Below are 19,490 nucleotides of genomic sequence, written 5' to 3' on the forward strand. Positions count from 1 at the left end.
GACGAGTTATGCCAGAATCATGAACGACGTTCAAGATAATTTTTGAACGTCGTTCAAAATTTCGAAGGGAAATGGTTGATGGCCGGCAGACGAGAAGAAAAACGCGAGGACCTGAAGACCCGGCTGATCGAGGCGGCGCGCGAGCGCATCGCCCGCGACGGCCTTGCCAACCTGCGCGCCCGCGACATCACCCAGGATGCCGGCTGCGCGCTGGGCGGCCTCTACACCGTCTTCACCGACCTCGCCGAGCTCGTCATCCATGTGAATTCCGCAACGCTGAAGGCGCTGGAGGCCCGGCTGACGCTTGACGAGGCCAGGGGCAAAAGCCCGACCGATCGCCTGCGCAACCTCGCCCAGGGCTACCTCGCCTTCGCGGTGGAGCACCGCAATCTCTGGAAGGCGCTGTTCGACCACTTCCCCCCCGCCACCAGCCCGACGCCTCAATGGCACCTCGACGAACACCTCTTCCTGATGGACGTGATCGCCGAACCGCTCGCCGAACTGCAACCCGACATGCCCGCCGAAGACCGCGCCATCCGCGCCCGCACCCTCTTCGGCGCCGTCCACGGCGTCGTCAGCATCAGCCTCGAGGGCCGCTTCGTGGGCCTGCCGCTGGAGCGGCTGGCACGCGAGGTGGACGAGCTGGTGAAGACGATTGCGGCGGGCGCGGAGCTGCGGCGGCAGGGGATGTGAGGTGGTCTGGGGTGGAGTGAGGTCGGAGGACGAGCGGACGTCGAAAGAGCGGTGTTTGGTAGAATGACGTCGAGAGGAAGCGGTATCATCTGATTACCCGCCTTGCGGTTCCAGCCTCAGCCCCACCCCACTCTCCGTCATCCTCGGCCTTGAGCCGAGGATCCACGCCCGCCACCCAGGATCTCGACGGGTATTGGCGACAACCTGCTGAAATCACCGCGAAAAACGCCCCTCATCCGCCTGCCGGCACCTTCTCCCCGTAAACGGGGCGAGGGGGATATGCCGCACCCTCTCCGTTCCTCTCCCGCGCTCCGCAGGGCACGTCCCCTCTCCCCGTCAGAACGGGGAGAGGGCTAGGGTGAGGGGCAGAACCGCACCGACACGCTGGTGGAATTGCTCCACTATCTCTCCTCTTGCCGATCGTCCTCGGGCTTGACCCAAGCACCCCCACCCTATCACTCTGCGCCCACCCACGCCCCGCGAAAGGAACCCCCATGAGTCGCATCTTCATCACCGGTTCCACCGATGGTCTCGGCCTCGCCGCCGCCCGCACCCTCATCCGCGAAGGCCACGAGGTCGTCCTCCACGCCCGCTCCCGCGACCGCGCCGCGGCAATCGCCGAAACCTCCGCCGCCGCCATCGGCCTCGTCATCGGCGATCTCGCCAGCGCCGCCGAAACCCGCTCGATCGCCGAGCAGGTCAACGCCATCGGCCGCATGGACGCCGTCATCCACAATGCCGGCATCTACCTCGAGCGCAGCCGCGGCCAAACGCCCGAAGGCCACGCCAAAACGCTGGCGGTCAACACGCTCGCCCCCTATCTCCTCACCGCCTGGATCACCCGTCCCCACCGCCTGATCTATCTCACCAGCGGCATGCACCGCAGCGGCAGCAGCGCGCTGGACGATATCGACTGGAAGAAGCGCCCCTGGAGCGCCAGCCAGGCCTATTCCGAAAGCAAGCTCTACATCGCCACGCTTTCCGCCGCCATCGCCCGCCACTGGCCCGACGTGCTGAGCAACGCTGTCGACCCCGGCTGGGTGCCAACAAAGATGGGCGGCGCCAGCGCGCCGGATGATCTGGAGATGGGGCATCTGACGCAGACATGGCTCGCGACGAGCGAGGACGAAGCGGCGAAGGTGAGCGGCGGGTATTGGTATCATCGCCAGCAGCGGGAGGCGGCGGCGGAGGTGAATGATGTTGGGTTTCAGGAGGCGCTGGTGGAGAGGCTGGAGGATTTGACGGGTGTGCGGTTGTTTGAAGAGGGTGCCGAACCTCTCTAAGGCGCGTGTTGAGCTTTTTGGCCCCAAGCTAACGGATCAACAACCAACACTTGTTATTGCGATCCAAGTTCGACACGGAGCCACTATGAGCACTTCTCCTGCTTCACCCTCGCCAACGTCGACAATGTGGGAAGAATTGACAAATGAAGATAATCGGGCCTGAAGTATATTCAATCAAGTACACTCCTGACAACTACAGAGTGCTGTGCTCGAGTAACCGCCCCAGATTCTCAGGCGTTGCATCGTCCAAAACACCTAAGCTCTATATCGCTATTATCAACGGCGCCCCCGTATACGTCGGTGTTACCAAGCGTCCTATGGGAGACCGAATGCGCTTGGGGTGGAAAGCGGCAGGAAAGACCGGGTACTACGGCTATCAGTGGCGTCACTCGGGGGCGGAAGCAAAACTGCACATCTGGGCGCATGAGGACGCTGTGAACCGGTCTCATCTTGATATGGAAACGGTGGAAGCGGAGGTGGTTTTCCTCATCCGGCAGGCTGGTCAGTGGCCGTTGTTCCAGACGGAGATCCACTTTCACCCGTCAAATGAAATGCACAGGCAGATAGCAGCGCAAATATTTGCATCGATCTAGGTACGCCTAGGTTGTAATGTCTATCGATGACCACCGCTGACAAGGACGACGTTCGGAGCCGCAGGCTCGATGATGCCATCAACAGGATGATGCTCGATATGCTGGCAGCAATCCCCGCAAGGACAACAAGGTCCGCAGACATCTCCGAGACTAAGGCATCACCAGAGCAAGAGCCAAGGTGTTTACGGCGAGCGACCGAAAAATAGCCAAAGGAACGCTGCCATCATACAGATCCTCGCCAGCGGCCAAGCTGGAGCACGATCGGAAAAGCGGCTGGTTGTTCCCGGCGCTTTCACACTTGGCCAAGCAGCTTCCAGAGCACAGTCCAGAGGCCATCAACGCTCGTTGAAATGCGCGCGGAGGGCCTCGAGTCGGCGGCCCATTTCCTCTGTAGTGAGGGGCGCACTCATCACTGGGGCGATAGCTGCTTTGGGTCGAGAGTTCCGGTGTTCGTTTTTGCTCCTCGTGATCGATCCCTCCATGCTCTTGGGCATCGAAGGCGATACGATACGGGCAACAGCACGCTCTGCCTCACGGCTGTAAATCTTTGCTAAAAGAAAATAAACAAGGCGTGGGTTCCATTCGCTGCCCGCCCCGGTGCGAATCTTCTCCTTGTTCAAGAGATGGGACACTTGCGCGGGCTTCTTAAACCCCGCTTTCGCATACCCAATAACCTTCTCCCGCAGCCTGAGGGCAAGCTGATCAAATCTGTCCTCCGTCAGACCGAGATGCGCCATGTCCTCTTTTCGAAGCTGAGGCTTGACCTCAGAATAGTCGGGCGTCTTGTCAGGCGGCGAGCGATCATATTTTGCAGCACCGCGTTGCATCGACCTAACCTGAGACTTGCTCCCCATACATTTCCCCCAACCTGACAATGCCTTTTCGCCTGTTATGCGGCGGTCATTTCCCTCAGCAGCACCTCGGCTTGCGCCAGCACAGTTTGAACGGCCTCCTGCTCCAGATCGGGCGGGTAGCCGAATTTCTTGAGTATGCGCTTCACCAGGACCCGCATTTTCGCTCTCGCGCTCGCCTTGTGCTGCCAGTCTACCGTGACAGAGCCCCGCATTTGCTCCACCAACTCATGGGCGATCACGCGCAATTGCTCGCTGCCCATAACTTGCACCGCTGTTTCATTACCAGCGAGGGCGTCGTAAAACGCAATCTCTTCAGGGGAAAGTCCCAGTTCATCGCCTCGGGCAGCTGCCGCTTGCATCTCCTTTGCCAAGCCAATCAATTCTTGAATCATCTCGACGGTTGAAATCGCGTTCGCATGGTAGCGGGCAACAGCTTCCTCGAGGCGCCGCGAGAAAGTTTTGGCTTGCACTACGTTGGTCTTGGACCGGCTCTTGATTTCCCCGTTCAGAAGCTTCTTCAGCGCCTCCAGCGCCAGATTCTTCTTCTCCATCTTCTGGACGTCCATCAGGAACTGATCGGAGAGAACGGAGATATCCGGCGACTGCAACCCAGCCGCCTTTAGGATGTCGACGATCTCGGCATTGGCCACGGCCTGATTGAGAAGCTGCTCGACGGCGAGCGACTTGGCCTTGTCTGACATCTTGCCGGTGGCCGTGGTTTTCACTAGGGCAGCGCGGACGGCCTGGAAGAAGCCGACTTCATCGCGGATCTCGCCAGCGGCATCGCTGGCAGACGCCAGGGCATAAGCCTTGCTGAGTTCAAGAACGGCATCCTGGTAACGGCGATGCGCCTGTTTCTTGGCTTCCGCGCTCTCCACCTTGGCAGCCTCAGCCTGCTGCCATTTCAAGATCCAATCGATGCCGTCCGCCAGCGCCTTCAGCCGCTCCACCGGTTTACCAGTCACGCCGAGGCTGTAATCGTGCCCGGCAAACATGCCCCGCACGACGTCGTATTTCTCCAGCAGAAGGGCAACGGCTTCCTCTTCATCAATCCCCGTCTTGTCGCGGTCGGATTGCGAATACTGGGCGAGCGCCTTCTTCAAGTTGGTGGCGATGCCGATATAGTCGACCACCAGGCCGCCTGGCTTCTCCTTGAACACACGGTTCACGCGGGCAATAGCCTGCATCAGCCCATGACCGCGCATCGGCTTGTCGATATACATGGTGTGCATACACGGCGCGTCAAAACCCGTCAGCCACATGTCACGAACGATCACCAGCTTCAGGGGATCATCAAGCTTACGCGCCCGCTTGGCGAGATCATCCCGGCGTCTCTTGTTGCCGATATGCGGTTGCCAGTCGAGCGGATCGGAGGCCGATCCGGTCATGACGATCTTGATCGCCCCCTTGTCGTCATCGTCCGAATGCCATTCGGGCCGGAGTGCCACGATCTCGTTGTAAAGATCGACGCAGATGCGGCGGCTCATGCAGACGGCCATGGCCTTGCCGGGCAATCCTTCGATACGCTTTTCCAGATGCGCCACCAGATCGGCAGCGACCTGTGCCAGTCGCTTCTTCGAGCCGACCAGCCGCTCGACCGTCGTCCATTGCGCCTTCTGCTTTTCCTGTTCCGTCAGACCTTCATCTTCGAGCATGGCCTCGATCTCGGCGTCGATCTTCGGCTTCTCATCCTCGTTCAGCTCGATCCGGGCGAGACGGCTCTCGTAGTAGATCGGAATGGTCGCCCCATCTTCCACCGCGCGGCTGATGTCGTAGATATCGATATATTTGCCGAAGATGGCAGGCGTGTTCACATCCGCCGCTTCAATCGGCGTCCCCGTGAAGCCCATGAAGGAGGCATTCGGCAGCGCCTGACGGATGTAGTGGGCGTAGCCATATCGACGCTCACCGGTTTCCCGGTTCAGCTTGGCATCAAAGCCGTACTGGCTGCGGTGCGCCTCGTCGGCCATGACGATGACGTTATGGCGCTCGGTCAGCACCGGAAACACTTCTTCGCCCCTTTCCGGTGTGAACTTCTGCACTGTCGTGAAGATCACGCCACCGGACGCCCGGTTCAGGAGCTTGCGCAGATCATCGCGGCTATCGGCCTGTTCCGGCGTTTGGCGGATCAGATCCTTGCAGAGACTGAATGTGCCGAAGAGCTGATCATCCAGATCGTTGCGATCGGTCAACACGATCAGCGTGGGATTTTCCAGTGCACGCGAGCGCACAATCAGCCCGCCGAGAAAGGCCATCAGCAAGCTCTTGCCGGAGCCCTGGGTGTGCCAGATCACGCCGATCCTGCGATCGCCGTCAGGCTTCACTGCCTCAATGGCACTGGTGATGGCCTTTCGGGCTCCGTGGAACTGGTGATAGCCGCCAAGGATCTTGAACGGCCCTTCGCCACGATCGCCGAACACGGTGAAGTCGCGGATCAAAGCGAGGAAGCGCTCCTTGTCGAAGACGCCCCTGAGCAGCGTGTCCATCTCGTAGGGGCCGTGGGGCGTGAAATCACCTTCTGCGCCAGTCACCGATCGCCAGGGCATGAATCGCTCTTCGTCTGCCGTCAGCGAGCCGATCCGCGCCAGCATTCCATCAGACGCCACCATCACCGCATTGGTTCGAAACAGCGAGGGGATTTGCTCCCTGTAGGTCTGTAGTTGATTATAGGCTTCATGGATCGTGGCGTTTTCGCTTGCCGCGTTTTTGAGCTCGATAATGCCAAGTGGCAAGCCGTTGACGAAAACTATGACATCAGGGCGCCTGGTATATTTGCTCTCCGCCACGGTGAACTGGTTGGTCACCCAGAAGTCGTTGCTCTCCGGGTGCTCAAAGTCGATCAGCCATAGCTTGTCGCCCTTCACCTCTCCATCGCCGATATTGAATTCGACATCGACCCCCTCGGTGAGCAGGCGGTGGATGCGTCGGTTCTCCTCAACAAGAGACGGTGTTTCGCTGATGGAAAGCTGTCGGATAGCCTGTTCGCGTGCCTCTGGCGGAATGTTTGGGTTCAGGCGCTCGACGGCGGCGGCCAGCACATCCGTAAGCAGCACATCGCCATAGGCCAGACGACCTGGAGCGGAGCCATCGGGTGAAATGACCTGCGAAGGCTGGTAGAGGTAGCCCAACTCCTGGAAGGTCGAAAGAACGACGTCTTCGACAAGGCCTTCGGAGAAACCGGAAGGTGATGGCGCAGCTTGCTGATAGACAATATCTTCCATGAGCCTCTCCCCGCCGCCTCTCTCAGACGAAGCGCTCCTTGATGTAGGTGATGGCTTGGTCGCCAGTCATTTCGCGCGAGGAATTGCCATTGCGGACGTAGAACCGATCTTGGGCAGCCCCACCCTTGTCTGCCAGCTTGATGTAGATCGGCTTGTTGGCCTGCAGGATCTCAACCCGGCAGATTTCTTTCTCGTCAACTTCGGGAAAAGCAAGCTTGAGCTTGGTTGCCGCGAACGCCTCTCCGAACGTATTGATGATCAGGGTCTTCAGATGGAGTTCAAACTTGTCGCGATTGCCGCCGTTGAGCGATTTGTAGTCATTGTCCAGACCCGCGATCTCACCATTGTCGGCGACCCCGATCAGAAGTGTGCCGCCATGGGCATTCGCGAAGGCGGCAATCGTTTTCATGATCACGCCCTCCAACTCCTTGTTCACGGTGCCGAGCTTGATGTCCCAGCGCAAGGTCTGCTTGAACTCGACCTCTTCGTTCTCCCCCTCGGCGATCATATCCTCAAGCGAGACCTTTTCGGCGACCGCATGGGTCTCAGCCAACCCCTCAAGCCAGGCATTCAGGCTGTCGGCAAGCATCTTGCGGCGAGTCTTGAGGAAGAGCTCGTAATTGTCGAGTTGCCAGAGCTCTTTGTCTTCCGGGATAAGCTGCAGGCCAAGCGCATTTGGCTGGTTCTGCGCAACGCCGTAGAGATAGGCCTCCGTTTCCTTCGCACCCTTGGATCGGTTGGCGGTCTGGGTGAGAATTGCGCGGTTTGTCAGTTCCTGCGCTAATTGATAGCGAAGCCTGTTCTCCTGGCCATATCCGGCTGCCTTCAAGTTGGCAAAGGCGAAGATGTGGTCGTATTCCAGCTTGTATTTCTCGCCCATGGGCAGGTGAATGGAAACACCTGTAGTCAGGCATTTTGCGCCCCGGCTCTTCAGATGCCAGCGCAACAGCCCGAACAGAGGGTTTTGGACGGCGCTGCCCACGAATTCGTCCGGCGTGATCGCGATGTTGCCGCCGCGATCCTCGCGGATCACATCCAGCAATCGATCAAAGGGCGTTTCTGATGTCGCGACGATCTTGAGGTCATGATCCAGCTTCTGCGGAAGCTGGCTGACGTACCGCCGGCGAACCTGCGAATAATAAAACCACTTCACCACTTTCTGGATGTCGTTGTGGCTGAGATTGCAGTTCATCCGGTGGCAGTAGGCGACGATCGGGATGACCGCATAAATCGAGTTGATCTCATCGGTATGGTCGACGAAGGCATGGCCGCGCAGCAGGTTTGCCACATAATCCAGGACCTTGCCGTCAAGCGCCTTCCAGACGTCGCGGATCGCATCGTTGTTGTCCACCGAGTGCAGCTTGCGCATATCGGAGCCGCCCTGATGCAGAATGGCAAGCAGCGCGTAGACGATGAAATCCAGTTTGAAGATGAAGCCGTTTGTCTTCAGCGTATCGAGCTTCTTCTTGAAGGCCTCGCGGGCCTGCGGCCAGTATCCGGAGATCTGGGCCAGCGCGAGTTCGGCGTCCGTCAGCGCCACACCGCCGGCGTTGACGATGTAGAAAATGTCGATGGCCTCACGTAGAGACGCTTTAATCGGAATATTTTGCTCGGGAAAGTCCCGGTCCAATATTCCTTGGACCGCGGCGAACGTATCGTCGATGCGATCATACTCTTCATCTGTGAGTTGCCGTCCCGCTTCTCCCAGCGCCTTATCAATGTCCTTGGCCCGGACTTTCTTCTTGAAAATGTCGGTCAGGTTGATCCAGCGCGGGTCATTTTCCATGCGCTTCTGCCGATATTCGACCTCGCGCGTCTGAACGTGAACATGCAGCCCGCGCGTATCCTCGGAAATCTCCTCAAGCGTGTAGTAGGGCGGCAGTTCGCCGCGGATCAGCATGTAAAGCGTCGTCACGCGCTGCTGGCCGTCGAGCAGGATCTTGATTGCCCCCTGAAGCGGATCGTAGATGTGCGCACCTTTCAGCTCCGGCGGCTGGTTGGTATCCCACGTCAAAATGGTGCCCGTCGGATAGCCTTTGATCATCGAGTCGATCAGCAGCTTGGCATCCTTCTTTTTCCAGACATATTCGCGCTGAAAGGCCGGGACGAAGAGTTGCCGTTCGTCGATCTTTTCCAGAATGCTGCTGATTTTCATGATGGCGCTCTGACTGAGGTTGACGTTTCAGGATTTTCGGAAAGGGCTTTGATGGCGTCGATGATCGCCCGAACGTCGGTCAGGGTCTTTGGCACGAATTTGGCCAAGTCGGCGTTGGCGAGTTGGGGCATGTGTTCCAAGGCGCTGTGGCGACCATACTGTCCAGGAACCTGGCGGAGCCGATCGGCGCGATCGATCTCGCACTCCACATCCTCTACGTGCTCGGCTACCTTGGCGAGGCACCAGATATTGGGCGGTGTCTTGGCGCCTTTCTCGAACATCAAGTCGAAGGGGACCCCTCCGGTCACCTGGATGACGTATCGATTGGCATAGACGCCTTGGTGCTTCGAACGGTGCTCTCTCCCCGCTTGGTCAAGTAGCCGTTCAACCTGCTTCTTGAAGTTTATGTCCAGACTCACTGCGCAGCCTCCATCAAGTCTTCCGCCTCAGACAAGCGGATTTCTCCAGATATGAGCTTGGGGAGGAGGAGGTCGCGGGTCGCGGAGAGTGTGCCATTCTGCTGATCATTCTCTTCTCGCAACGCCAAGGTCGGTTGAACCATTTGCTCAAACGCTGCAAGCGATGCATCGCTGGGATAGAGAAGAGGCATGTCAGCTAACGTAGATGTGTTTAGGTTGGGCATCGTCGCCCCGATCGCGCGAGCGCGTATCCAATCTACGGTGTTTTGATGGTCGAGAGAGTAAAAGAGGTACTCAGCGGGAATCGGCTTAGCGGGAAAGCTGATTTTGAGGCATCCCGTGCCACACAACCATCCTTCATTATACTTTCCGATCAATGCCTTTCGCCCAATATCGCCTCTTCGGCCATAAATGATGTCGCCAGTCTTCAGGCGGTGCTTGTTCAGGCGTTCCGTCGTCTCTGGGGAGACGTATGAAAAATTACCTTGGCGGAATCCCGAGTAAGTCAAGTTTGCCGGCATCACCACAGGAAGTCCTGCGGACACGTAATCCGATTGATGAAGTTGGCTGCCAAAGGGCCCTGTTTGGACAATACCTCCGATCGCTTTGGCAACTGCACCAAGACTTGTTTCCCTCCACCCTTCCGGCAGCCCATCATCCATCAGCACATCGGGGAACAGATCGGCAAGGGCTTGTGCCCGCTGAGCGTCCTGCACGAGGCCGCCCATGATGGTGAGGGGATCAGCGGCGCCCTCCAACTTGCGGCGGGTGGGGCCGAAATTCACGAACCAGTCGCGGAAGATCGCTTGCGCCATCGCCTCCAGGGTCTCGTTTATCCGCCGGTTCAGCTCGATCTTGTCGTCGAGGGAGCCTAATAGATTTGCGATTGCGTCTTGGTCGCGTAGAGACGGTAGAGCGATTGCGATCCGTGAAAAATTTGACTTGTTAAGGATTGGTTGCGCCGAACTGCCGGAAGCCAACCGTTGAAGTTCGTCTTTCCGGGCAGAGAGGTTGTAGTACACAAACAAGGGGTTCGCGTTTGGTGAAACAACCTCAATGGTATTAATCTGCTGGTTAGTGTAGCAACCATGTCGGGCGATATGCGTCTTCCCCATGTCCGAACCTATGCATGACACGAGAATTGAGCCGGGCGGAAGCATGCGACGAGACACAGCCTTCAGACCTTCGTTCGTCAGTGAGCGCCCGGTAACATCGATATATCGCTGACCGTTCATGTCGCTTGGAGTTACGAAAGGGATTTGACCACCGAAATAGCCGTCTGTCCCACTTGGTGGAGTTTTTCCTGTAGTAATCGGCCCGAGGTCCGCGAGTGTAACGGTTTGCCAGTCATTCATAGGTGGACACCATTGCAAGCGCTCGCTCGACTATATCCTCCAAAGCCCGCCCCTCTGCGAATTGAGCCCCTAGTGTTTCCCTCAGCCCCTCAAACTTCTCGGCGAACGAGATCCCATCATCTTCAGCATCCACCGCGCCCACGTAGCGGCCGGGCGTCAGCACATGGCCGTGGCCCCGCACCTCCGCCAGGCTGGCCGATTTGCAGAAACCCGGCTCGTCCGTATAGTCCGCCCAGCCATGCGCCGCCCGCTTTTCCGGCTTCGAGCGCCAGCGGTGATAGACGCCCGCGATCTTCTCTACATCTTCTGCCGTGAACTCGCGGCGCACACGGTCCACCATGAAGCCCAGCTTGCGGGCGTCGATGAAGAGGATTTCGCCGCGCCGGTCGCGGTGGCCATTTGCGCTCTTGTCGCGAGCCAAGATCCAGAGGCAGGCGGGGATCTGGGTGGAATAGAAGAGCTGGCCCGGCAGGGCGACCATGCAATCCACCTGATCCGCCTCTATCATCTCCTTGCGGATCTCGCCTTCGCCTGACTGTTGCGAGGACATGGAGCCATTCGCCAGCACCACGCCCGCCGTGCCGCGCGGGGCAAGGTGGTGGATGATGTGCTGCAGCCAGCCGAAATTGGCATTGCCCTTGGGCGGAATGCCGAACTTCCAGCGGGCATCCTCCGCCAGTCTCTCGCCGCCCCAATCGGAGATGTTGAAGGGCGGGTTGGCGAGAATGAAATCGGCCTTCAGGTCCGGCAGTTCGTCGCGGTGAAAACTGCCTTCGTTGTTCCAGCGGATATCGGCATCGATGCCTTGAACCGCGAGGTTCATCTTGGCCAGACGCCAGGTGGTGTGGTTGATCTCCTGGCCATAGACGGCAATATCATTGCGCCGTCCGCCATGTTCCTCGATGAACTTTTCCGACTGCACAAACATGCCACCCGAGCCGCAGCACGGGTCATAGACCCGGCCCTTGTAGGGCTCCAGCATCTCGACCAGCGTTCGCACCACGGACCGTGGCGTAAAGAACTCGCCGCCGCGCTTGCCTTCGGAGCTTGCAAAGCCGGAGAGGAAATATTCGTATACCCGGCCCAGCAGATCCTTCGCCGTGTCGGAACTGTCATGCAGCCCGATGTTGGAGAAGAGATCAATCAGTTCCCCCAACATGGTTTTGTTCAGCGTTGGTCGAGCGTAGTTCTTCGGCAGAACGCCCTTCAGCCCCTCGTTCGACGGGAACCGCTCGATGGCCTCCATCGCCTCATCGATCAGCTTGCCGATCTCGGGCCGCTTGGCGCTGGCCTGAAGATGACCCCAACGGGCCTCCTTCGGCACCCAGAAGACGTTTTCGGCGAGATATTCCTCCGGGTCTTCCGCGTCGGCATATTCATCTGCCTCAAGCTTGGCATGAAGACCATCAAAGGCGTCCGAGATGTATTTCAGGAAGATGAGGCCGAGCGCCACATGTTTGTATTCCGAGGGCTCCAGATTGCCCCTAAGCTTATCTGCAGCCTTAAAAAGCTCGGCCGTAAAGCCGAGGTAACCATTATTCTCTTTTGCCACGCATGCGCTCCCAATAATTGGGCCGACGATAGCAGGGAAGCGTGCTGTGTAAAGGAGGAAAGGCAAGTCTTAGTTGTCGACGAGCGATGTACGAACTAGGTGTATCGTCTCCGCAACATATAGCTTAAGCAGCTGATTATTAGACTTAAAGCTTGGCTGGGGCGCCTGGATTCGAACCAGGGGATGGCGGTACCAAAAACCGCTGCCTTACCGCTTGGCTACGCCCCACCAGAGCTTGAGCGGCGAACCGCTTGCTCACAAATCGACGCCTGATTAGCAAAGCTCTTTGCCTGTCACAATGACTAAGTTGCGCCTGCGGCAGATTTATCCGCGCGAAGTGGCGGGCGGCGTGCTAGCATGCCGCGATATTATCAACCTGAGATCATCGTCCCGCATGGAAAGTCCCGTATTTGACCTTGCTTTCGAGCCGGCCTATGGGCGCGCCGTGCCGGTTGCTCCCGATGTCGAGCGCATCACGGCGGAAAATCCCGGGCCCTTCACCTTTTTCGGCACCAACAGCTATCTCGTCGGCTCCTCCTCGCTTGGCGTCATCGATCCCGGGCCGGAGGACGAGGCGCATTATCTAGCGCTGATGGCGGCTATCGGCGGGCGGGAGGTGACGCATATCTTCGTCAGCCATACCCATCGCGATCACTCGCCGCTAGCCCGCCGGCTGCAGGCGGCAACCGGGGCGGTGACGGTGGGGCAAGGGCCGCACCGGCCGGCGCGGCGGCTGCGGGAGGGCGAGGTCAATCCCTTTGCCGAAAGCGCGGATATGGATTTCGTGCCGGATATCGCGCTCGGCGATGGCGAGATGATAACGGGTGATGGCTGGGCGCTGACAGCGGTGCTGACGCCGGGGCATACGGCCAATCATGCCGCCTTCGCGCTCGAAGGCCGGGAGATCCTGTTTTCAGGCGATCATGTCATGGCCTGGTCGACCTCGATCGTCGCGCCGCCGGATGGGGCGATGGCGGATTACATGGCCTCGCTCGACAAGCTGATCGCGCGGGAGGACGGCCTGCTGCTGCCCGGCCATGGAGGGCCGGTCAACGAGCCGAAAACTTTCCTGCCGGCGCTGAAGGCGCATCGCCTCAGGCGCGAGCAGGCGGTGCTGGCGCGGGTCGCGGCCGGCGATCACGCCATTGCGGAGATGGTGAAGGCGATCTATCGCGATACCGATCCGAAGCTGCATGGGGCGGCGGCGCTTTCCGTGCTCGCCCATATCGAGCATCTCATGGAGCGCGGCGCGATTGCCGCGGATGGGCCGCCTTCGCTTGCCGCGCGCTACCGGCCGGCGTAAAGGAGAGGCGTAGGGGAGATGAGCATGGGCCGCGCCGATTACAGCTATCGCACCGATCCCGCCGTTCCCGCCTTTGCCGATGACCGGCCGCTCATCGTCTTCGATGGCGAATGCGTCTTCTGCTCCGGCTGGGTGAAATTCGCGCTGAAGCACGACAGGCAGCGGCGATACCGGTTCCTCGCGGCGCAGACGCCGCTCGGCGAAGCGCTTTACCGGCATTACGGCCTCGATACGCGCGACTACGAAACCAACATGCTCATCGAAGGCGGCCGCGCCTTCTTCAAATCCGACGGCACGATCCGCATGGTGGCAAGCCTCGGCTTTCCCTATTCCCTGGCGAAGCTCTTTCGGCTGCTGCCGCGGCGCGCGGCGGACGCGCTTTATGAATTCATCGCCCGCAACAGGCTGAAGATCGCCGGACGGCAGAGCTGCATGGTGCCGACACCGGAGCAGCGCAGCCGCTTCATCGCATGAGCGGCGGCACCTTTTCCCTGCTGATCATCGGCGGCTACGGCGCCTTCGGCGGCCGGCTCGCCCGGCTGCTCGGCGAGGAGCCGCGGCTCAGGCTGCTGATCGCCGGCCGCTCGCTCGAAAAGGCCGATGATTTCGTCTTCGATCTCCGCTCGCCGAAAGGCGGCGCCGGGCGGCTCGGCAGCAACGATCTCGGCGCCTGGCTGCAGGCTGTGACCTTCGATCGCGACGGCGACCTCCGGGAGCAGCTGACTCGGCTGAGGCCCAATCTCGTCGTCGATGCCTCGGGGCCGTTCCAGAGCTTCACCGGCGATGGCTACAAGGTGGTGCGGGCCTGCATCGAGCTCGGCATCGATTATGCCGATCTCGCCGACAGCAGCGGCTTCGTCGCCGGCATCGGCGGGCTCGATGCCGAGGCGAAGGCCAAGGGCACCTTCGTGCTTTCGGGGCTCAGCAGCCTGCCGGCGCTCTCCTTCGCGGCGCTGGAGGCGATGGCGCCGCAGTTTTCCCGCATCGAAAGCGTGGCGGCCGGCATTGCCCCGTCGGCGCATGTGAAGATCGGCCTCAATGTCGTCAGAGCCATATCAAGTTATGCCGGCAAGCCGGTGGCGGTGCTGCGCCAGGGCCAGCCGGCCGAGGGGCGCGGGCTGATCGATCAGATGCGGGTGACGATCGCCCCGCCCGGTGTGGCGCCGCTCGCCAGCCGGACCTTCCTGCTGGTCGATGCGCCGGATCTGGCGCTGCTGCCCCAGCACATTGCCGGCCTGCAATCCACCTTCACCGGCGTCGGCACCGAGCCGCAGGCGCTGCAGCGGCTGCTGGGCTTTGCCGCGCAGCTGGTGAAGCTGCGGCTGCTGCCCTCGCTCAAGCCGTTTTCCTGGGTGCTGCAGGCGGCCAGCCATCGCCTCGCCCTCGGCGCCCATCGCGGCGGCATGTTCGTGCGCGCCGGCGGGCTCGATCGCGACGGGCGGCGGCTGACCGCCGACTGGTCGCTGATTGCCGAAGGCGATGACGGGCCGTTCATTCCGGTCATCGCAGTCGAGGCGCTGGTGCGCCGGCTGCTCGAAGGCCAGCGGCCGCAAAGCGGCGCCCGGCCGGCGGCGGGGGAATTGCGGCTTGCCGATTTCGAAGCGGCCTTCCAGCGTTTTTCGATCAGCTCGGGCATCCGGCTGGATTACCAGGAGGAGGCCCAGCCGCTCTACCGGCGCGTCCTCGGCGACGCCTGGCAGAAGCTGCCGCCGGCGCTTGCGGCAATCCATGGCGGCGGCACCCGCCTTGCCTCCGGCCGGGCGCGGATCGAGCGCGGCGGCGGGCTCATCGCCCGGCTGATTGCCGGCCTCATCGGCTTTCCCGCCGCCGGCGAGGATGTGCCGGTGGCGGTGCGGTTTGTGACCGATGGCGACCGGGAGATCTGGACGCGCAGTTTCGGCGGCAAGACGTTCCGCAGCTGGCAGGCCGCGGACAAGGGCGGCGACCAGCCGCTGCTTGCCGAGGTGTTCGGGCCGTTCCGGGTGCTGCTGGCGCTGGTGCCGGAGGGGCAGAAGCTCAGGCTCGCCGTGCGCGGCTGGCGCTTTTGCGGCATTCCCCTGCCGCTGTTCCTGGCGCCGGGTGGGGATACTTATGAGGAGGAGCGTGATGGGCGGTTTCATTTCAACGTCGAGATCGGCGGGCGGCTGACGGGGCTGGTGGTGCGGTATTCGGGGTGGTTGGTGGTGGAGTGAGGGGTGATCGGCGCTCGCCTTAGGGGTTATAAAAATATCCCACCGCGGCCAGATAATTTGGATGCACTTGCAAGTCTGAGACCTGCAAGAGGATCAAAGCCTTTCCATTGGTTGTGTAGTAGTTCCCGGACTGCTCGGCGTTCGCGCGCCACTCCTTCTCCCAGGTGCCATGGCTGCAGTCCAGTCCAACGGGAAGACCGGCGGTATTCAAAATATAGCGTTCGTGTAACTCATTGGGCACTGGCGTCTCTGCCCATTGCTCATATTGCAACCCATCGGGGCCCTTCAGATCAGCCGGAAACGCTTCGATACCGCGGCGGCGGACTTTTTGAGTTTGGGCGTAAGACAACTGATAAATCACGGCTCCGCAGGTTCCGGCACCATTCTGTCTCGAACCGTAGGAAAGGCGCTGGCCTATCTCAAATTGCGGCGGCAATGCCGAAGTCCAGTGGCGCCCTGAGCAGGTGGGCAAGGATGCCAAAGTGACGATGGCAAACAGTGAAACGACCGACCACGCGATCACAGTATAGGATCGCACGCCGAAACGCTGCCTCTCAGGGTCGAACACTGCCTACAATCCCCTCTTCGTGTACTGGGCTTGATGGGACGATATAGCAGGGACGCCGAATTTTCGGCACCGTAAGAATGTCGAGCCTGCCGCGCCCTATCCCGGCCCTTCGCTTTGGGCTCAGGGCGTTCGCCGCTGCAATCTGGATCGATTGCTGCCGCCTGCGGCGCACCGGTACGCGGGTCGCGTTTGCCGCGCCCTATCCCGGCCCTTCGCTTGGGCTCAGGGCGTTCGCAACTGCAATCGATTCGCCGGATCGATTGCTGGCGCTTTGCGCCACCGTTGCTCACCCACCCGCAATTCCTAAGAGTTCGGCGTCGAGCGCCTTCAGATAATCGCCGGCAACCTCGGCGCTGAAGCCGAGGTCGTGTTGGCCGTAGCGGGAGGCGACGCGGATGTCGACGAAGGTGGTTTCGGCCTCTTCGCGCAGCCGGATGAGGATATCGAAGCGCAGCCCGAGGATCAGCGTGCGGTTGGTTGCCTGCAGCGTCACACCGTTGGCGCCGCGGATCAGCTTGGCGACATCGTCGTCATAGGGGCGCGGCGTCGGCACCGGGATGAGGCCGGGCGCATCGGCAACGGCGTCGTCGCCGGGCGCAGGTTTTGCCGGCTTGTCCTCGAGGTCGCGGTCCGGCTCGGTTGTGCCGGTCGTCCTGACGATCGTGAAGCCGCTCTGTTTGGCGACCTTGCGCACCGCCTCCAGCACGCGGTCGAGCGCGCCCTCGTAACGCCGGCCGGTGAGCTCGGGATAGGCCGCCATCTGCTGTTCGCGATCTTCCGGCGTCACCAGATTGCGCTTCAGCCAGATCTGATCGGCTTTCGGGGCCGACAGCCAGTCCGGCGCCGAGACCGGATCGGTGGAGACGTCGTAAATATCCGGCAGCGTCATATATCGCTCGGTGGCCATCGCGCCGATACCAAGCGGAAAGGCGGCATAGATCAGCGCGGCAAGCGCCGCCAGCCCGCCTTCGGCGCCGGATACCCAGAGGCTGCGCAGTCCGACTGCGGCCAGCATGGCGGAAAGCAGCGCGAAGCCGGCGGCGGCGATCAGCAGCAGCACGAGATAGGGGGTGGCCAGCCCGCCGAAGCGATGGGCAATCAGCACCGCCAGCGCCAGCACCAGGGAAAACGCCCCGAGCAGCCGCGAAAAGCGGGCGGCGCTGGAAACGGGACGGTCGAAGCGGATGGCCATCAAACTTACCGGTTGCTCGTCAGCGCCGCGCACTCAACCACGCAAATCGCCATAACCCTGTTTAGAGCATGATGCCGAAAAGTGTGAAGCGGTTTTCGGACGGCATCATGCTCTATTTCTTTGAGGCAAGATTCGGCTGAATTGAAACTGTTGTCTCGGAATATCCAATGGAATTCGGGCAGTGGACGGGGCGAAAGGCCGGCCATTTCGTGAGCCCTTGCTGATATGGCCAAAAAAGGCCATTCTGGCGGGGTTTCATCTCCGAATTCAAAGGCAAGGAGAGACGGGATGATTTCACCCGAGATAGCAGCAAGGCCGCAGGCGTCTGCGCTTGGCGGCATCGATCACACCGAGCCGATGCTGCCGATGGAGCTCGTCGAGCTCGAACTTTCGCTCGAAGGTTATGCCGGCGGCGATGCCGGCTTTTGCGAGGCGGTGCGCCAGGCGGCCAGCCGTTCCGGCGGCGAACTGCTGTTCGACCTGCCGGCCGGCGGTCTTATCGAGGATTGCCGGCGCATCGCCGTGCTGCGCATTCCCGATCACGGCAGCGGCACGCGTGTCGTGCTGGCGCTGCTCGATTATGCCGGCACGGAAATCCGCATCCAGTCGCCGGATGAAGAGACCGCGCATCTCAAGCGTTTCGCCGAAGCCTTCATCGAGGTGCTGGAGCGGATCTGAGCTTCAGCGGCAGTTTTAGCGTCGGTCGGCCGCGGCTTCCGCAAGGCTGCGGAAGGGAAACTTGCGCCCACATTCGCACTTGATCATGAAGTTTTCCTGGTGGTTCGACGGCCGCTGCACGCCAAAACCGCGCGGCAGCTGATCGACCTTGAAATCCGGGTGCTTGCGCTTGGGATCGTCGATCTCGGAGGCTTCGGCAAAGCCCTCATTGCCGCATTGCGGACAGTTCAGTTTCTTCGAAAATCGATCGCGGATGGCCATGCTCGTTCCAGTGTTTCCCGGCCTCTCGTGGAGAGGCCGTGGACCCCTCATACAAGGGAATGCCGGGCAGCGAAAGTGGAACCAAGTGCAGGCGCTGCCGTTCCTTTTTCGAAAAGGAGGCGATCATGCCCAACAGAGACCCCATACCCACGCCCAATGCCGACACCCCGCGCGGCCCGACGCCGAGCCCCGGCATTCCCGACCCCATCCAGCAAAAACCACCGCTGACCCCGGCGCAGGACCCGGCCGATACGAAAAACCCGCAAGACCCGCCACTGGATCCGGCGCTGCTGCCGATCGGGGATCCGGCGGGGGCGGCTTGAAGGCGGCGACAACGCCCACCACACTCTCCGTCATCCCAGGCCTTGAGCGGCCGGCACCGTGTGAGGAGCGATGGCATTTCGTCGTAAGTAATTAAAGCCGTGTGCTTGGTTGTGGATCCCAGGGTCAAGCCCTGGGATGACGGAGTTTGGGGTGGCTTTTTCGCCAAACTCCTGGGCGGTGCAATTTAAGCGGCGTCGCTTCTGCCATCGCTTCATCGCCGCGGCGGAGTCGATGGATGCAGGCACCACCTCTCCTCCGTCATCCCAGGGCTTGACCCTGGGATCCATGCGGCTGGCATTGCGGGGAGATTGATTGAGGCCGCATGCGAGGCTGGATCCCCAGCAGCTCAAGGCCCAGCATGACGAAGATTGGGATGCGCAGGAGAAACAGTTCCGGGGTAGACGCCTTATGTAAACCATACACTGGCGAAACCGGACAGGTCCCGACCTAGGCCGACTCGCAAGGGACGAGAGGTCTCGTCACTTGACGCCCTCGCCCGAATGGCATTTCCTCAGCGCGATCATGCCAAGGACCAAACCAATGCGCATCCCCATCCTCGTCACCCTGCTCGCCACCCTCGCCGGCCTTTCCGCCTGCCAGACGATGACGCCGGAGGAGCGGCGGGCGGCGGATGAGCAGCGGTGCCTGAGTTATGGTTTTCGCCGCGGCACGGATGGTTTTGCCACCTGCCTGCAGCGCATCGATCTCGACCGGCGGGCCGAATCGCGGGCGAACAGTGCGGAGATGATGGACCGCATGGCCTGGGATCTGAACGGGCCCTATATCTACCACGATCACTGGCGGCATCATCATTGAGCGCCGCGGGCACCCTGCCCCAAACTCCGCG

Annotated in this window: 18 protein-coding genes and 1 tRNA gene; 9 read left to right on the plus strand and 10 right to left on the minus strand. The window is 60.8% G+C overall.

The genetic code is table 11. The annotated features are described in order from the left end of the window. The first annotated feature begins 78 nt into the window (after positions 1-78). The 3 genes from FFM81_RS15875 to FFM81_RS32765 all read left to right on the plus strand — a co-directional run bounded on the left by FFM81_RS15875 (position 79) and on the right by FFM81_RS32765 (position 2,569). The gene (locus FFM81_RS15875; RefSeq protein WP_138385146.1) at positions 79-693 is read left to right on the plus strand and encodes a TetR/AcrR family transcriptional regulator; all 615 of its coding nucleotides are present in this window, start codon (positions 79-81) and stop codon (positions 691-693) included. A gap of 494 nt (positions 694-1,187) precedes the next feature. Continuing rightward, entirely contained in the window at positions 1,188-1,976 is a 789-nt protein-coding gene (locus FFM81_RS15880; RefSeq protein ID WP_138385145.1) for an SDR family NAD(P)-dependent oxidoreductase, read from the plus strand. Between the two features lie 329 nt (positions 1,977-2,305). Beyond that, on the plus strand, positions 2,306-2,569 hold the full coding sequence (locus FFM81_RS32765; protein WP_246401118.1) for a hypothetical protein: 264 nt from the start codon (positions 2,306-2,308) through the stop codon (positions 2,567-2,569). Positions 2,570-2,904: 335 nt separating this feature from the next. On the opposite strand, the gene FFM81_RS15890 is transcribed toward FFM81_RS32765, so the two are convergent. The 7 genes from FFM81_RS15890 to FFM81_RS15920 form a co-directional block, all read right to left on the minus strand. After that, the gene (locus tag FFM81_RS15890) at positions 2,905-3,396 is read right to left on the minus strand and encodes a hypothetical protein (RefSeq protein ID WP_138385143.1); all 492 of its coding nucleotides are present in this window, start codon (positions 3,394-3,396) and stop codon (positions 2,905-2,907) included. A gap of 62 nt (positions 3,397-3,458) precedes the next feature. Continuing rightward, entirely contained in the window at positions 3,459-6,644 is a 3,186-nt protein-coding gene (locus FFM81_RS15895) for a type I restriction endonuclease subunit R (protein WP_138385142.1), read from the minus strand. Positions 6,645-6,666: 22 nt separating this feature from the next. Next, entirely contained in the window at positions 6,667-8,799 is a 2,133-nt protein-coding gene (locus tag FFM81_RS15900; RefSeq protein ID WP_138385141.1) for a GmrSD restriction endonuclease domain-containing protein, read from the minus strand. Beyond that, positions 8,796-9,218 carry a hypothetical protein gene (locus tag FFM81_RS15905; protein ID WP_138385140.1) on the minus strand — a complete coding sequence of 141 codons (423 nt, stop codon included), beginning with the start codon at positions 9,216-9,218 and terminating at the stop codon, positions 8,796-8,798. The genes FFM81_RS15900 and FFM81_RS15905 overlap by 4 nt, the downstream gene beginning before the upstream one ends. Further along, the gene (locus FFM81_RS15910; protein WP_138385139.1) at positions 9,215-10,573 is read right to left on the minus strand and encodes a restriction endonuclease subunit S; all 1,359 of its coding nucleotides are present in this window, start codon (positions 10,571-10,573) and stop codon (positions 9,215-9,217) included. The genes FFM81_RS15905 and FFM81_RS15910 overlap by 4 nt, the downstream gene beginning before the upstream one ends. Further along, positions 10,566-12,125 (minus strand): class I SAM-dependent DNA methyltransferase, encoded by a 1,560-nt coding sequence (locus FFM81_RS15915; protein ID WP_138385138.1) that lies wholly within the window; start codon positions 12,123-12,125, stop codon positions 10,566-10,568. The genes FFM81_RS15910 and FFM81_RS15915 overlap by 8 nt, the downstream gene beginning before the upstream one ends. 153 nt (positions 12,126-12,278) lie before the next feature. Continuing rightward, positions 12,279-12,353, minus strand: a tRNA-Gln gene (locus FFM81_RS15920). Positions 12,354-12,519: 166 nt separating this feature from the next. Between FFM81_RS15920 and FFM81_RS15925 the strand changes: the two genes are divergently transcribed. The 3 genes from FFM81_RS15925 to FFM81_RS15935 are packed head-to-tail and all read left to right on the plus strand — an operon-like array spanning position 12,520 to position 15,620. Beyond that, entirely contained in the window at positions 12,520-13,428 is a 909-nt protein-coding gene (locus FFM81_RS15925; protein ID WP_138385137.1) for an MBL fold metallo-hydrolase, read from the plus strand. Positions 13,429-13,452: 24 nt separating this feature from the next. Next, positions 13,453-13,902 carry a thiol-disulfide oxidoreductase DCC family protein gene (locus tag FFM81_RS15930; RefSeq protein ID WP_138385136.1) on the plus strand — a complete coding sequence of 150 codons (450 nt, stop codon included), beginning with the start codon at positions 13,453-13,455 and terminating at the stop codon, positions 13,900-13,902. Further along, positions 13,899-15,620 (plus strand): saccharopine dehydrogenase family protein, encoded by a 1,722-nt coding sequence (locus FFM81_RS15935; protein ID WP_138385135.1) that lies wholly within the window; start codon positions 13,899-13,901, stop codon positions 15,618-15,620. The genes FFM81_RS15930 and FFM81_RS15935 overlap by 4 nt, the downstream gene beginning before the upstream one ends. A 19-nt stretch (positions 15,621-15,639) precedes the next feature. Here the strand turns inward: FFM81_RS15935 and FFM81_RS15940 are convergent, their stop codons facing one another. Next, positions 15,640-16,188: a hypothetical protein gene (locus FFM81_RS15940; RefSeq protein ID WP_138385134.1), complete on the minus strand. Its 549-nt coding sequence runs from the start codon at positions 16,186-16,188 to the stop codon at positions 15,640-15,642. Positions 16,189-16,474: 286 nt separating this feature from the next. Continuing rightward, positions 16,475-17,380 (minus strand): DUF1499 domain-containing protein, encoded by a 906-nt coding sequence (locus FFM81_RS15945; RefSeq protein ID WP_138385133.1) that lies wholly within the window; start codon positions 17,378-17,380, stop codon positions 16,475-16,477. Between the two features lie 288 nt (positions 17,381-17,668). Here FFM81_RS15945 and FFM81_RS15950 point away from each other — a divergent pair, with 288 nt between their 5' ends. Then, the gene (locus FFM81_RS15950) at positions 17,669-18,058 is read left to right on the plus strand and encodes a hypothetical protein (protein ID WP_097537542.1); all 390 of its coding nucleotides are present in this window, start codon (positions 17,669-17,671) and stop codon (positions 18,056-18,058) included. A 15-nt stretch (positions 18,059-18,073) separates the two neighbouring features. Here the strand turns inward: FFM81_RS15950 and FFM81_RS15955 are convergent, their stop codons facing one another. Next, positions 18,074-18,319, minus strand: a complete 246-nt coding sequence (locus FFM81_RS15955) for a hypothetical protein (protein WP_003569745.1) — start codon at positions 18,317-18,319, stop codon at positions 18,074-18,076. 125 nt (positions 18,320-18,444) lie between these two features. Between FFM81_RS15955 and FFM81_RS15960 the strand changes: the two genes are divergently transcribed. Both FFM81_RS15960 and FFM81_RS15965 read left to right on the plus strand, forming a co-directional pair. Then, the gene (locus tag FFM81_RS15960; protein ID WP_003569739.1) at positions 18,445-18,642 is read left to right on the plus strand and encodes a hypothetical protein; all 198 of its coding nucleotides are present in this window, start codon (positions 18,445-18,447) and stop codon (positions 18,640-18,642) included. A gap of 541 nt (positions 18,643-19,183) precedes the next feature. Next, entirely contained in the window at positions 19,184-19,459 is a 276-nt protein-coding gene (locus tag FFM81_RS15965; protein ID WP_025415536.1) for a hypothetical protein, read from the plus strand. Positions 19,460-19,490: the final 31 nt, after the last annotated feature.

This window comes from Rhizobium hidalgonense, from assembly GCF_005862185.2.
Lineage (GTDB): Bacteria > Pseudomonadota > Alphaproteobacteria > Rhizobiales > Rhizobiaceae > Rhizobium > Rhizobium hidalgonense.